Below are 12,566 nucleotides of genomic sequence, written 5' to 3'. Positions count from 1 at the left end.
CCCTAAAAGGGCGCCGCTGTGCTTCAGGCGTTAGGCCTTCAATGGTGTTGCCACTTCCTCAGGAGCAAACGACCGTGTCCGGAACTTCGTAACGATGTTGAACATTCTGTTTCTCCTTCTTGGCATTGCCTTGCTCACCTGTGGCGGTGAGGCACTGATTCGTGGCTCGCTGGCTGCCGCAAGGCGCCTTCGTGTATCACCTTTGCTAAGTGGTCTCGTAATCGTAGGTTTCGGTACTTCAGCTCCAGAGTTGGTGGTTTCCGTTAATGCTGCAATCGACGGGCAGCCGGACATCGCTATTGGCAACATCGTTGGCAGTAATATCGGCAATATTCTGTTGATTTTGGGTGTTTGCGCCTTGATCACGCCGTTAGTGGTCAAGCCATTGGCATTGAGGCGAGATGCTGTCACGGTAGTAGCAGCAAGCGTATTGTTTCTCGTTCTTGTTGGAGGAAATGCGCTAGGGCGTGCAGATGCCGCTATATTCCTTGCTGCTCTGGGTGCTTACTTGGTGTGGGCTTACTGGAGCGAACGATTCCACGCTGCACCCTCGGGTGAATTGCACCAAGCTGAAGCAGATGAGCTTTCCACCATTCCAAAGTCGGCATTGTGGACTGTAGTCGCTGTGGTTTGTGGCTTGCTGCTGTTAATCGGCGGATCACAAGTTCTTCTGATTGGGGCAATTGGTATCGCAGAGCATTTGGGTGTGCCAGAGGCTGTCATTGGCTTGACGCTGGTGGCCGTGGGCACCTCTCTTCCTGAACTGTCAATATCAGTGATTTCAGCCATTCGGGGGCACGCTGATGTAGCTGTTGGGAACATACTCGGCAGCAATATCTTCAACTTGCTGGGGATTCTTGGGGTGTCCGCTCTTCTTCAGCCACTTCCGGTTCATGCAAGAATTTTGCAGTTTGATCAATGGGTCATGCTTGGAACATCGTTGCTTCTGCTGTTGTTCTTGTACACGGGGCGTCGCCTGAGCAGGTTGGAGGGTGGAGTATTGGTGGTCGGCTATGGAATTTACGTATGGCTGAGTTTTGCTGTAATCAGTGGCTGAAATGGCCTAACAAATCGCTGCAAGTGACGTTTGACCCGCTGCCCATTTTTGCTCTCGCAAAAATAGGCATCGCCTCAAATGCACCTGAGCTCAGGCGTTGAGGCTGTAGAAAAACCCCAAAACAGGTCGTTTTTGGTAGCATTGAGCAAACAGACAAGGAGTCGTCGGAATGCCCCGCTTCAAGCATTACAACTACGACCAGGATGCGATGGTCGTCATCAATTATCAGGAACAGCTTCAGCCTGGCACCTTTGAACACGCCGTTCATTACCTGATTGAACACAAGCTGGATCTGTCGGTGTTTCACCCCAAGTATCGCAACGACGACACAGGCCGCACGGCTTATGATCCCGCGATTCTCCTGAAGATCATTCTGTTTGCTTACTCCAAGGGCATCACCTCCAGCCGCGAGATCCAATGGTGCTGCGAGACCAACATCATCTTTAAAGCGCTGTCCTGCGACACGCTTCCCCACTTCACCACCTTGGCCAAGTTCGTCAGCCTTCACGCCGATGAAATTGAAGAACTGTTCGAGCAGGTATTGTTGGTGTGCCATGAACAAGGGTTGCTGGGTAATGAGCTGTTTGCCATCGACGGCTGCAAAATGTCCTCCGATGCGGCTAAAGAATGGTCGGGCACCTTTAAAGAGTTGGGCGAAAAGCGGGACAAGCTGAAACGGCTGATTCGCCACCACCTGACTGAACACCACGCTCGGGATGAGGCGGAAACCGAAGTGGAATTGGATCAAGACATTCGCCGCGCCAACACCATACTGTCGCTGGATGAAGCGATGTCCAAAGTAGACCGTTTCCTAAAGACGAGCAGCCCAAGGATGGGTCAGGGGAAACGACGCAAGGAAGTGAAGAGCAACATCACCGATAACGAAAGCGGCAAGATGACCACCAGCAAGGGCACGATCCAGGGTTATAACGGCGTGGCCACGGTGGACAAGAAACACCAGATCATCATCGATGCCCAGGCCTTCGGCGAAGGGCAAGAACACCACACTTTAACGCCGGTGCTGGAGACGGTTCAGCAGCGCTATAAAAAGCTGGGCATTGCCGACAACATCTACCAAACCGGCGCGATTGTCACCGCCGATACTGGCTTCGCCAACGAAGCCAACATGCGATACCTGCACGAACACGAGATCAACGGCTACATCCCGGACAACCGCTTCCGCAGCCGCGACCCGAAGTTCGCGGAGCAGAAAGATAAATACGGTAAACGGCACCAGAACCTCCCGGATAAGGGTTGGAAAGACACCCTTGCAACCAGTGAATTCCAGTTCGATCCCGTGAACCTTAGCTGTATCTGCCCGGCTGGTGAAACACTGACCTACCGGGGCCAAAGGGAAGCTGAGAATGGCAAGATCCGGGTGCACTTCGAGGGTCGGTTGCTTCAGTGCCGCCACTGCCCGAAGAAGCACAAGTGCATGCAGAATCCAGCATCAGCGGATCACCGCAATGGGTCTGCCCGACAGGTGTCGTTCACGATCGAAAACAAACGACTCCCCAACTACACAGACTGGATGAAACATCGGGTGGATAGCCCACAAGGCAAAGAGATATACGGCCATCGAATGTCGGTGGTGGAACCGGTGTTCGGCAACATCGGCAGCAACAAGGGCCTGAACCGCTTCAGCCTGCGAGGCAAAAAGAAGGTGCAGGGCCAGTGGCAGTTGTATTGCCTGGTTCACAATATTGAGAAACTGGCGAATTACGGACAAATAGCGGCATGATCGGGACTATGATACTGCCAATAAATCGCTCTTATAGGGCCATATTGGCGGTGTTTGGAGCTGAATATGGATAATATTGCGATGCTGCCGAAATGTAAAAAACTCGCGGCAGTCAATTGCAGGTGATGAAAAAACAACAAAGCGGCTGTGGATTAGGCTCTGTGAAGGGTTTTTCTACAGGCTCGTTAAACAGCACAAAAAAGACCCAGGCTCCTGAAGTCATTCTGCCCCCAGCAGCCTGGGATGGCCTCACGGCCACACACCAAACCTCAGCTCTGCGGTCTGATCAGGAACTTCTCGCCAGTAGCCTGTTTTCCGTAAACCGCCATCGCATCCAGTTGTAGAGTACCAGCCAGGGATACTTCGTGAGTGTAGTGGCTGGCGAACGTCGTTTTGATCTCGGCGGCTATGCGTTTGCGCATTGCGATCACGGTTTCCTTGTTCAGTTTTCCTAATGCATTGAACAATAGAAAGCCGTTCACACCCCAGGCAAAACCAAAGTTGCGGTTTAGCGTGATGGGGCCGCGATCAAGCCCGCCATAAATATAAACCTGTTTGTAGATGTCAGATCCATACACGCTGTATTCGGTGGTGTTGCGAGACACGGCGGCTTCCATGCAGGTGAGAATATCACTGGCCAATTTACCGCCACCAATAGGATCGAACGCGATGGTCGCGCCGGTTTCGATCAGTGCTTGGGTCAGGTCTGCCATAAAGCTGTCGCTACTGGAGTTAACCACGTATTTGGCACCCAATTCCCGCAGCAAGGTTTCCTGTTCTGGCTTGCGGACGATATTGACCAGGTCGATGCCGTCGGCGATGCAGATGCGGTTGAGCATTTGTCCGAGGTTGGAGGCGGCGGCAGCGTGAACGATAGCCTTGTGACCTTCAGCGCGCATGGTTTCGACCATGGTTAATGCGGTCAGCGGGTTAACAAAGCTTGAAGCGCCTTCGGCTGCAGTCGTACCCGGCTCTAGTTCCAGGCAGCTTTGCACCTTGGCACAGAGATATTGGCGGTAGCTACCACCGCCAATGAACGCAACGGTTTTGCCCATCAGGCTTTGCGCAGCGGCTGATGAGCCTGCAGCTACAACTGTACCGGCGCCTTCGTTGCCGACGGGTATAGCCTTGCCAACCCGCTTTTTAACGGCGCCCATGAACTTGGCCGGAACATCGGCACGGATAACCGGGCGATCGGCGCTACCGGATTGGCTGGCAGTCGTCATATCGGCCGCGCTGAACATCACTCCCAGGTCAGACGGATTAATAGGGGCGGCTTCGATGCGGATGACCACTTCGTTTTCGCCGGGCTGGGGAATCTCGATCTCCCGCAGGGCAAGTTCCAGTGTGTTGTCTTCGCTAATAGTGGAAATAAGTTCGATGTTGGTGTCCGACATTTTTCTTCTCCTGAAAAAGTTAGGCTGTCTGTCACTTCGCTGAACTGTTTGATCGTAGCGGTAAACTGAGGTCAGATTAGCACTTCACCAAGCATTAATGTTCAACTGCCCTCAATGGCACCGACAATGAGCTGAATGGGGCGTGCTTCTGCTTTATTATTACAGGCGGGTGCGGACGCTGACGTTATACACAAGGAAGTCATCTATCATGGCAAAAAATCGCGGCCAAAGTGGGCCGATTGAATCGAGGCTGATCAGCCTCTTCGCATCGCTGTTCTTCTCTATCCCAACCGCAGCGTTCGTTTGGCTCTGGGCAAACCTGGAGCTGGCCGTCTATTGGGATGGCTTTCTCAGTAGTAGCTACCTTGTCACCTGCATCATCGTATTTGCTGTGTTGGCTTTGCTACTCCCGCAACTCTTCCCATCTATTCTCGGGGCTGTTTGGCGCGCTATAGCCAAAGTTTGGGGCTGGTGGGGTTGGTAAACACGGTAAGGCATCCCATGAAAACAATAGGTCTAATTGGCGGAATGAGCTGGGAGTCAACACAGACTTATTACCGCCTGATCAACCAGCGAGTAAGAGAAGAACTCGGCGGGCTCCATTCGGCAAAACTTGTTCTTCATAGCGTTGATTTTGCAGAGATTGAGGCCTTGCAACACCAAGGGGATTGGCAGGCAACAGGGGAAATACTGGGATCAGTCGCCCAGTCGGTTGAGTCGGCAGGCGCAGAGTTTTTGGTTCTCTGTACGAACACGATGCATAAAGTCGCTTCCCAAATTGAACGCTCAGTAAACATCCCCCTACTCCACATCGCAGATGCCACGGCCAACGTGCTCAAAAAGGATGGGATAACCTGTGTAGGGCTGCTGGGAACACGGTTTACTATGGAGCAGACGTTTTACCTTGGGCGTCTTCAGGACCATGGTATCCAGGTTGTTGTGCCAGATGAGTCTCAAAGAGAGCGTGTTCATTCGGTGATTTACAATGAGTTGTGCCAAGGTGTGATCAAGCCTGATTCAAAAGCCATGTATCTGGATGTTGTCGCATCATTGGCTGAACGCGGTGCGCAGGGCGTAATTTTGGGATGCACGGAGATAGGCCTTTTGATTCAGGGCTCGGATACAGAGGTCAAACTGTATGACACCACAGAAATACATGCCGAGCAGGCGGTTCAGTATGCCTTGGGCAGGATTTAACCAGAGGCTGCTGCAAGGGAATGAAAGAGCACAACGCTTATGAGCCTGAAACAGCATTTTGAATTGTTAGCTGCTTACAATCAGTGGATGAACTCCAAGATCTACGAGGCTGCAGGCCAACTCTCTGAAGCAGATCTGGCCAAGGATCGCGGTGCCTTTTTTGGCTCCATTCTGGGAACACTGAATCACATCCTGGTTGGTGACACTGTCTGGCTGAAGCGGTTTGCCACACATCCATCCTGCGTTAGCTCGTTGCAGGAGGTCGCTAACCTTCCAAAGCCGACAAGCCTGAGCCAGATGATGTTTGACGATATTGGTAGCTTATCTGAGCATCGGGCTTGGCTTGACCGGCAAATCATCAGCTGGATAGCCGAGCTAACCGAAAGCGATCTGGATTTCGTTCTCAGCTACCACAATTCCAAAGGGATTCCCGCCAACAAGCGATATTCGAGTCTTGTTCTTCATTTTTTTAACCATCAGACTCACCATCGAGGGCAAATCACAGCTTTATTGTCACAGGCGGGTGCAGACGTTGGGGTTACTGACCTATTGGCTCTGATTCCGGAGGAAACTCATGTAGGAGCGGGTTATTTTGTCTGAGTTGAAAACCGTTGGTCTATTTCTCATCACTGCTCTAGCCGAGATTGTTGGCTGTTACCTGCCCTACCTATGGCTTCGGGAAGGTAAATCCATATGGCTCTTAGTGCCGGGGGCGTTGAGCCTTGCGGCATTTGTCTGGCTGCTGTCGTTACACCCCACGGCTGCAGGCAGGGTTTATGCGGCCTATGGTGGCGTTTATATCTTCACGGCCATTCTCTGGCTGTGGACAGTAGATGGCATTCGGCCCACTACCTGGGATCTGGTTGGCTCAGGGGTTGCCTTGGTAGGTATGGCAATCATCATGTTTGCACCGCGCACCACATAACCGAAGCACAGGCCCAAGGGAAAGCTTCGTCGTCCCCGACGAGATTTGGCACCCGGTTGTTGCAGTCCGGGATTAAAAGACGGTTCATATCATGCCGAAGAAAAACATCAATAACTCAAATTTACTATGAAACAGAAACCGCAATCCCAACCAAATGTTGCTACGCAGGACCCTGTGGTTTTGTTCGATGGCGTGTGTCGACTTTGCGCCGCATGGGCTCGCTTCCTCATTAGGTTCGATAAAAAACGTCGATTTAAATTAGCGACCGTTCAATCACCTGAAGGCCAGGCGATTCTTCAGTCCCACGGTTTCCCGACGGACTATTACGAAACCATGCTGCTTGCTGAGGGGCCGGATATTTATACAAAATCTACTGTCTTTTTCAGGGTAATGCGTGAACTGCCATGGCCGTGGCCATTGGCCTGCATTGGTTGGGTTGTGCCATCAGTGATTCGAGACTGGCTATACGACCGAATTGCCTTAAACCGCTACAAGCTGTTCGGTCGCTACGATGCTTGTGTGATTCCCAACAAAGATCATGATTCAAGGTTCCTGGGTGAATAGTCCACTTTTAAGTTACGCAGTATGTCGGGGCACCATTGCTTTTATTTGGTTCTATCAAGGCTTGATTCCAAAATTGCTTTACCCCCATGAGGATGAGTTGGCAATGAACATGGCGGTAGGGTTTTCACGCTCTGAGGCAGTTCAACTAGCCACTGTCGCTGGTGTGTTAGAGATTGCTATGGCCGTTGCTATCTTGATATTTTGGCGGCATCGTTGGCCGCTGCTGCTTACATTAGCCTCAATGGTAGGCTTGCTGGCATTCGTAGTGCTGGTTCAGCCCTTACTTCTGGGTGGCGCGTTCAATCCAATAACAACGAATGCTGCTGTCGCTGCGCTTTCAATCGCCAGCTTGCATCTTCTGCAAGCGACCGAGAAATAGTTAACGCTGCGCCTCAGTAAGCTGCACACCACGCATCAGGATTTTTTTAGAAAAGGAAGCATTATGCAGTGCCCCAAATGTAGAAATATTGATTTGAAGCCTACGAGAATGGAAGAAGGACTTCCCGTTATGGGGTGCCCGGAATGTGAGGGCTCTTTGCTGTCACTGCTCTACTATCGTGATTGGGCGGAGAGGAACCAGCCCATCGGCGAGAGTGAGGAAGTTGACACAGATGTCACTGTGGAAAGCGATGCCAAAACCGCCCTTTGCTGCCCAAAGTGCAGCAAAATAATGACCAAATTCTCTATATCGAGCGACCACAAAAACCGTATTGATCTTTGTAGCTTTTGTGATGAAGCATGGCTGGACGGCAGTGAATGGAAGCTACTCAAGTCATTAGAGCTTGCCCACAAGCTTCCCAAGGTTTTTACCGACCAATGGCAAAGAAATGTGCGAGGGGCAAGGATGGACTCCATGAAGGTTGAGCGGTTAAAAAGAATCGTGGGTGAAGACGATGCAGCGAAAGCCGTAGAGGTGAGAGACTGGCTTAAAAACCATGAGAAGAAATCACCCATTGTTCAGTTCATAGGTTCGGATTAGCACAATCTACCCCTGAGCAGCTTGCAGTTGATTCTAAACGCCTGGGACAAGGCTAACTTTCAAGACAAGGAACGTGTATGAAAAAGTGGATTCTGGCATTGGTATTGCTCAGTGGTGCATGTTTTGCCCAAGAACCTGATAAAGCTCCGGAACTTTGGTCCTGGTTCAAAGATCTCGACAAGTCTGCTGCAGCGTGTGAAATTCAGAGCTCATTTACCCTGCAAAAGATTGGCCTGGAGAATCAGGTCGAGAACAAGCACGGCATTTATGGCACCTACAAAGGCAACCGAGTAGTCGTAAAATGCCTGGCTATGGGAGAAGGCAAAAGCAAGGTGTGGGTGGCGGTTGCGGGCAACGACCGAGATGCCGTTGAGCTGGTTCGCAACATGATCGTAAAAGAAATCATTTAGTATATTGCGCAATCAACGTCAGCTTAGCGTCGGCCAAAAAAACATAAAATAATGAGAACAAAATGGCTAGAAAAGACCAGCTCTTAGGGTGGGATGTTTCCCCATACACCGCAAAAGTGCGTAGTTATTTCAACTACAAAAATATTCCCTACGACTACAAGCCACCCAACGCTCATACGCTTTTCAGAAAAGTGCAGCCTGCCGTTGGGAAAATAATAATGCCCACTGTGTTTCGGCTCGATGGCTCCGTGCTACAAGATTCAAGCCATATCATCGATGTTTATGAAACGGAAAACCGACTCAAACCGGTTTTTCCAGAAACGCCAAAGCAAGCCTTTGCCAGCCTGTTGGTGGAGCTGTTTGCTGATGAATGGCTACCCATGGCCTCCCTTCACTACCGTTGGAACTACAAGGGTAATTTGAAGTTTATCATTGGCGAATTCGGCAAGAATGCACTCCCCTATTTTCCAGGCGTCCTTCAGCGCACTGTGGCTAAAAAGTTCGCCGGGAAGATGTCCGGCTATTTGCCAATTTTGGGCATCACCAAGAAAATGGAGCCTAGGTTAGAGGTCGCGGTTGAAAATATCCTCTCCCTGTTGGACAAACATTTTCAGCCCCATAAATTTCTATTAGGCGGCCAGCCTACCATTGGAGACTTTGCACTATATGGCCAGCTCTACGCCCACCTGCATCGTGACCCCGAACCGGTAGATTTAATTAAAAAATACGATCATCTTTATACGTGGCTAATGGCAATGCATGGATCGTTCGGTCAGCCTTGTGAAGCCTTGCTCCCAAATGATGAGATACCTGACACACTGATTCCAGTATTGCAGGCAATGTCATCACTGCAGGCCCCGTTGTTAGAACAAGCTATTCAGGGGGTGAAATCCTGGGCAGATGAAAACCCCGCTAAAGATAAGATACCCCAACGCCTTGGAGACGCCAGGTTAACGATTGAGGGAGAATCGGAGACGCGCTACAACGTGAGCTATCCTTATTGGATGGTGCAACGAATCAATCAAAATGTGGACGCAGGCTCTTCAGAGCTTAAAGGGTTTATCCTAGAACTCGGGCTGGCTTCCGTCTTTTCTGAGCCCTTACCTGTGAAGGTGGAATTAAAGCGGGCTCGGCTTTATAAAAGCTAGACTACAAGGCTCAACGCACATTATAAAAGGGTGACAAGTATGATCTTCTTTAATGCTGCCCGTTGGCGGGGCGCTACCATTGCAGTTGCATTGTGCGGGTCGCTGACCAGTTGCGCGGCTCTTTCTCCTGCGCCGAATTTGACCGCCGATGAAAAGAAAGCCCTCAGTGCCAACCTGAACGAGAAGTACAAGGCGTATCAGGATTGCATGGTCGGTGAATCCGATCGCTTCAGCCATATCAGCTCGGCACCCCCTTCAGACATTGCCAAGGGCGCCCAAGCGGGCTGTGAGGCTGCTTTCAGGAATTATCATAAGGCCGTGACCAAACAGTTTACGGCCTTTGTATCAAGTGCGGGCCAAGCAGAAGCCCTAAGCCGCGCTGACCAGCATGCCAGCGATGCAAAAGATCGCACCTGGGGCCATGTTATCCAGCGGGTTCTGATCCAAAGACAATAAACCATCTATGAGTGGAGCACGCAGCACACTCAGTGGGCTGCTCCAGCTCCGAGGAAGAAATATGAATTTAAGGATTGTTGGCACCATTGGAACATTTCTTTTGGTGTTTCTGGGGTTATTGCACAAGGTTGGCGATTTTAACGCGCAGGAATTCTTCGTAATTCTAGCGCTCGCGTCTATAGCAGGCGCAATTGCCTGGTTTAAACTCTTCAAGCCAGGCCCTCGGCGCGAAGGCAACTAAGTGCAGGGCGAATAACCCTGCGGCCGTTATTGAGCGCCCGATCTATATTGCCTAGAATGGCGCCCTTTCCTATTCAACGCGGATTACTATCATGAGCGAAACTACATCTTTGCCAGCACTGCCGGATCGTCTTTCAAGAAACCCCAACAGCCCGCACCATGTCGCTGAAGTTTTCGTGCACGACATTGCTATCAAGCTGAATGGAAAAGAGCGCACCAATGTTGAGGAATATTGCATCAGTGAAGGGTGGATAAAAATCGCCTCCCCCAAGGCACTGGACCGTCGTGGCCAACCGCTGATGATGACCATGAAAGGTAAGGTTGAAGCCTACTACGATTAAGCAACACGGCGCCAAGGAGATAGCCCATGCCCCGCATTTTTGAAGACAACTCTCAGTCCATTGGCAATACACCGCTGGTGAGGCTTAACCGTGTGAATAATGGCGCGACTATCTGGGCCAAGATTGAAGGCCGTAACCCGGCCTACTCGGTGAAATGCCGAATTGGCACGGCCATGGTGCTGGATGCCGAGAAGCGGGGGGTGCTGAAGCCGGGCATGACCATTATCGAACCCACCAGTGGCAACACGGGTATAGCCTTGGCCTTTGTGGCGGCGGCCAGAGGCTACAAAATCGTTCTTACCATGCCTTCTTCCATGAGCTTGGAGCGCCGCAAGGTGCTGAAAGCTCTGGGTGCTGACCTGCTGCTGACCGAGCCCGCCAAAGGCATGCCTGGCGCGATCGCCAAAGCGGAAGAACTGGCGGCGGCCGAGCCTGAGAAGTACTTTCTGCCTCAGCAATTCAACAACCCGGCCAATCCACAAATTCACGAAGATACCACCGGTCCTGAAATCTGGAACGACACCGATGGCGCCGTGGATATTTTTGTTTCGGGTGTGGGCACCGGCGGCACGCTCACGGGCGTCTCTCGCTACATCAAGAACACCCAGGGCAAGGCTATTACTACGGTAGCCGTTGAGCCTGCTGACTCACCTATCATCACTCAGGTGCGTAATGGCGAAGCCCTCAAGCCGGCACCGCACAAAATCCAGGGCCTTGGTGCTGGCTTTGTGCCTGGAAACCTTGATTTGGACATGGTTGATCAGGTGGAAACGGTCACCAATGAAGACTCCATGGCCATGGCGCACCGGTTGATGCAGGAAGAAGGCATTCTGTGTGGCATTTCCTGTGGTGCGGCAGTGGTTGCCGCTGTCCGTGTTGGCCAGCAACCTGAACACAAGGGCAAGAACATTGTGGTCATCCTGCCGGATTCGGCCGAGCGCTACCTCTCCAGCGCCCTCTTTGCTGAGCAGTTTGGCGATACGGAAAACGTGCAGTAAAAGGCACCCTACCCCGTAAAACACTGCAAAATCCGCGGGTTCCGTGTTCCGGTTCCAATCGCTTTGGGCTAGGGTTAGCGCAACCCTAAACGGCTGGCTGCTACGCCGGCCTAGCCCAAGCGAAGATTAGTTCAATTTTTGGAGACACAATGAAAAAAATCCTTTTGGCCGCGTCTGTTTTGTTTACTTTGAGTGCCCACGCAGACACTACAGTAATCGAGTCTCAGGCCGTCAAAAATGGTGTCGTAAAATGCGCTGCACCTCTGGCAGAGATGGGGGATTTCATTATTGGGGATAAGAGCCACGCGTCCCATTCAACATGGAACTCGAAAGACCCGGACAACCGTATCTATGCGTCCCTGTCGAGCAAGGGTTACTCCGATGGCGATTCCCATGTAACGGTGATTGCCGCGCCGACGTCATCAGGCAAGTGCGATACAACCTATATTGAAACCTTTGCCTTGGCCAAATCCTGCATGCTCACCCGAGAAGAGGTGTTTGGTGACTGGGCCTATGTAGGCACCATGAACGAGAAGACTCTAATTCTTAAAAATGACGACGACACAGTGAATATCTATCTCTCAGCTCAGGGTACGAATGACAACATCTGCCTGGTCTCCAAGAGAGAGGTTGTATACCAGTAAGTTCAAACTTCAATACTTACTGAACCTCGCCTTCTCGGTGCTCACTGAGAAGGCAGACTCCGGGAGTACTGCTCAACCAAAGTACTCCTGCATCCATTCAAACAACGTTTCCGCGCTCACATCCGCCATATCAACACTTTTGAACCCCTCGCCAACTTCTTCATCAATGGTAATAAACTGATAGAGGAGTTTGCCGGGCTGCTCGTCATGCAAAATAAGCGTAATGCGCCGACGCGTTCGCAGGCAATCGATGGTCATTGCATCTGCAGGAATGCCTGCATCGCGCATGCCGCGGCGCACTTCAACAACTGGGTTTATGTGCTCATGCGTGGATTGAATTCGTGCGTGTGCTTCACTGGCCATATCAGCCAGAGTTTTCAGGGGATCAACAGACATAATGATTATCTTGCAGTTGGTTGTGAGCGTTTTACGAGCATACCTGATGAGACTTTCCTCAACCACGCTGAAC

General features: G+C 51.3%; 18 protein-coding genes. 16 read left to right on the top strand and 2 right to left on the bottom strand.

Annotation, left to right across the window (positions count from 1 at the left end; genetic code table 11):
- The first annotated feature begins 94 nt into the window (after positions 1-94).
- Both RG807_RS07385 and RG807_RS07380 read left to right on the top strand, forming a co-directional pair.
- Positions 95-1,057, top strand: a complete 963-nt coding sequence (locus RG807_RS07385) for a calcium/sodium antiporter (protein WP_309044323.1) — start codon at positions 95-97, stop codon at positions 1,055-1,057.
- A 169-nt stretch (positions 1,058-1,226) separates the two neighbouring features.
- Positions 1,227-2,798 carry an IS1182 family transposase gene (locus RG807_RS07380; protein ID WP_309044322.1) on the top strand — a complete coding sequence of 524 codons (1,572 nt, stop codon included), beginning with the start codon at positions 1,227-1,229 and terminating at the stop codon, positions 2,796-2,798.
- Between the two features lie 269 nt (positions 2,799-3,067).
- On the opposite strand, the gene RG807_RS07375 is transcribed toward RG807_RS07380, so the two are convergent.
- A complete protein-coding gene (locus RG807_RS07375; RefSeq protein ID WP_309044321.1) occupies positions 3,068-4,195 on the bottom strand; it encodes a zinc-binding dehydrogenase in 1,128 nt (375 codons plus the stop codon).
- Positions 4,196-4,403: 208 nt separating this feature from the next.
- On the opposite strand from RG807_RS07375, the gene RG807_RS07370 reads away from it, so the two are divergent.
- From RG807_RS07370 to RG807_RS07305, 14 genes are all read left to right on the top strand, one after another.
- On the top strand, positions 4,404-4,679 hold the full coding sequence (locus RG807_RS07370) for a hypothetical protein (RefSeq protein WP_309044320.1): 276 nt from the start codon (positions 4,404-4,406) through the stop codon (positions 4,677-4,679).
- 17 nt (positions 4,680-4,696) lie between these two features.
- Positions 4,697-5,392, top strand: coding sequence for an aspartate/glutamate racemase family protein (locus RG807_RS07365; protein ID WP_309044319.1), 696 nt, complete (start codon positions 4,697-4,699; stop codon positions 5,390-5,392).
- Positions 5,393-5,431: 39 nt separating this feature from the next.
- Entirely contained in the window at positions 5,432-5,992 is a 561-nt protein-coding gene (locus tag RG807_RS07360; RefSeq protein ID WP_309044318.1) for a DinB family protein, read from the top strand.
- Positions 5,985-6,317 carry a YnfA family protein gene (locus tag RG807_RS07355; protein ID WP_309044317.1) on the top strand — a complete coding sequence of 111 codons (333 nt, stop codon included), beginning with the start codon at positions 5,985-5,987 and terminating at the stop codon, positions 6,315-6,317. Before RG807_RS07360 ends, RG807_RS07355 begins: the two co-directional genes overlap by 8 nt.
- A 126-nt stretch (positions 6,318-6,443) precedes the next feature.
- A complete protein-coding gene (locus tag RG807_RS07350) occupies positions 6,444-6,881 on the top strand; it encodes a thiol-disulfide oxidoreductase DCC family protein (protein ID WP_309044316.1) in 438 nt (145 codons plus the stop codon).
- Positions 6,874-7,260, top strand: a complete 387-nt coding sequence (locus RG807_RS07345) for a DoxX-like family protein (RefSeq protein ID WP_309044315.1) — start codon at positions 6,874-6,876, stop codon at positions 7,258-7,260. The genes RG807_RS07350 and RG807_RS07345 overlap by 8 nt, the downstream gene beginning before the upstream one ends.
- Positions 7,261-7,368: 108 nt before the next feature.
- Entirely contained in the window at positions 7,369-7,860 is a 492-nt protein-coding gene (locus RG807_RS07340) for a TFIIB-type zinc ribbon-containing protein (RefSeq protein ID WP_494337497.1), read from the top strand.
- Between the two features lie 77 nt (positions 7,861-7,937).
- Positions 7,938-8,270: a hypothetical protein gene (locus RG807_RS07335; RefSeq protein ID WP_309044313.1), complete on the top strand. Its 333-nt coding sequence runs from the start codon at positions 7,938-7,940 to the stop codon at positions 8,268-8,270.
- A 62-nt stretch (positions 8,271-8,332) separates the two neighbouring features.
- Positions 8,333-9,418: a glutathione S-transferase family protein gene (locus RG807_RS07330; RefSeq protein WP_309044312.1), complete on the top strand. Its 1,086-nt coding sequence runs from the start codon at positions 8,333-8,335 to the stop codon at positions 9,416-9,418.
- A 39-nt stretch (positions 9,419-9,457) separates the two neighbouring features.
- Positions 9,458-9,874, top strand: a complete 417-nt coding sequence (locus RG807_RS07325; protein ID WP_309044311.1) for a hypothetical protein — start codon at positions 9,458-9,460, stop codon at positions 9,872-9,874.
- A gap of 61 nt (positions 9,875-9,935) precedes the next feature.
- Positions 9,936-10,115 (top strand): hypothetical protein, encoded by a 180-nt coding sequence (locus RG807_RS07320; protein WP_309044310.1) that lies wholly within the window; start codon positions 9,936-9,938, stop codon positions 10,113-10,115.
- Between the two features lie 91 nt (positions 10,116-10,206).
- Positions 10,207-10,455, top strand: coding sequence for a DUF3297 family protein (locus tag RG807_RS07315; protein WP_298446875.1), 249 nt, complete (start codon positions 10,207-10,209; stop codon positions 10,453-10,455).
- 26 nt (positions 10,456-10,481) lie between these two features.
- Positions 10,482-11,453 (top strand): cysteine synthase A, encoded by a 972-nt coding sequence (cysK, locus tag RG807_RS07310; protein ID WP_309044309.1) that lies wholly within the window; start codon positions 10,482-10,484, stop codon positions 11,451-11,453.
- Positions 11,454-11,602: 149 nt separating this feature from the next.
- Complete coding sequence (locus tag RG807_RS07305) at positions 11,603-12,097, top strand: hypothetical protein (protein WP_309044308.1); 495 nt, start codon at positions 11,603-11,605, stop codon at positions 12,095-12,097.
- 72 nt (positions 12,098-12,169) lie between these two features.
- Here RG807_RS07305 and RG807_RS07300 read toward each other — a convergent pair whose 3' ends face one another.
- Positions 12,170-12,493 carry a hypothetical protein gene (locus RG807_RS07300; protein WP_298446872.1) on the bottom strand — a complete coding sequence of 108 codons (324 nt, stop codon included), beginning with the start codon at positions 12,491-12,493 and terminating at the stop codon, positions 12,170-12,172.
- Positions 12,494-12,566 lie beyond the last annotated feature (73 nt).

Origin of the sequence: Marinobacter sediminicola (genome assembly GCF_031157525.1) — a bacterium.
GTDB lineage: Bacteria > Pseudomonadota > Gammaproteobacteria > Pseudomonadales > Oleiphilaceae > Marinobacter > Marinobacter sediminicola.
Note: the sequence above shows the minus strand (reverse complement) of the source record. Positions and strands in the feature narration are given on the sequence as shown.

Coding starts and splice junctions, on each gene's coding strand:
- RG807_RS07385 (WP_309044323.1), top strand. CDS start 95: ATGTTGAACATTCTGTTTCTCCTTCTTGGCATTGCCTTGCTCACCTGT.
- RG807_RS07380 (WP_309044322.1), top strand. CDS start 1,227: ATGCCCCGCTTCAAGCATTACAACTACGACCAGGATGCGATGGTCGTC.
- RG807_RS07375 (WP_309044321.1), bottom strand. CDS start 4,195: ATGTCGGACACCAACATCGAACTTATTTCCACTATTAGCGAAGACAAC.
- RG807_RS07370 (WP_309044320.1), top strand. CDS start 4,404: ATGGCAAAAAATCGCGGCCAAAGTGGGCCGATTGAATCGAGGCTGATC.
- RG807_RS07365 (WP_309044319.1), top strand. CDS start 4,697: ATGAAAACAATAGGTCTAATTGGCGGAATGAGCTGGGAGTCAACACAG.
- RG807_RS07360 (WP_309044318.1), top strand. CDS start 5,432: ATGAGCCTGAAACAGCATTTTGAATTGTTAGCTGCTTACAATCAGTGG.
- RG807_RS07350 (WP_309044316.1), top strand. CDS start 6,444: ATGAAACAGAAACCGCAATCCCAACCAAATGTTGCTACGCAGGACCCT.
- RG807_RS07340 (WP_494337497.1), top strand. CDS start 7,369: ATGGAAGAAGGACTTCCCGTTATGGGGTGCCCGGAATGTGAGGGCTCT.
- RG807_RS07335 (WP_309044313.1), top strand. CDS start 7,938: ATGAAAAAGTGGATTCTGGCATTGGTATTGCTCAGTGGTGCATGTTTT.
- RG807_RS07330 (WP_309044312.1), top strand. CDS start 8,333: ATGGCTAGAAAAGACCAGCTCTTAGGGTGGGATGTTTCCCCATACACC.
- RG807_RS07325 (WP_309044311.1), top strand. CDS start 9,458: ATGATCTTCTTTAATGCTGCCCGTTGGCGGGGCGCTACCATTGCAGTT.
- RG807_RS07320 (WP_309044310.1), top strand. CDS start 9,936: ATGAATTTAAGGATTGTTGGCACCATTGGAACATTTCTTTTGGTGTTT.
- RG807_RS07315 (WP_298446875.1), top strand. CDS start 10,207: ATGAGCGAAACTACATCTTTGCCAGCACTGCCGGATCGTCTTTCAAGA.
- cysK (WP_309044309.1), top strand. CDS start 10,482: ATGCCCCGCATTTTTGAAGACAACTCTCAGTCCATTGGCAATACACCG.
- RG807_RS07305 (WP_309044308.1), top strand. CDS start 11,603: ATGAAAAAAATCCTTTTGGCCGCGTCTGTTTTGTTTACTTTGAGTGCC.
- RG807_RS07300 (WP_298446872.1), bottom strand. CDS start 12,493: ATGTCTGTTGATCCCCTGAAAACTCTGGCTGATATGGCCAGTGAAGCA.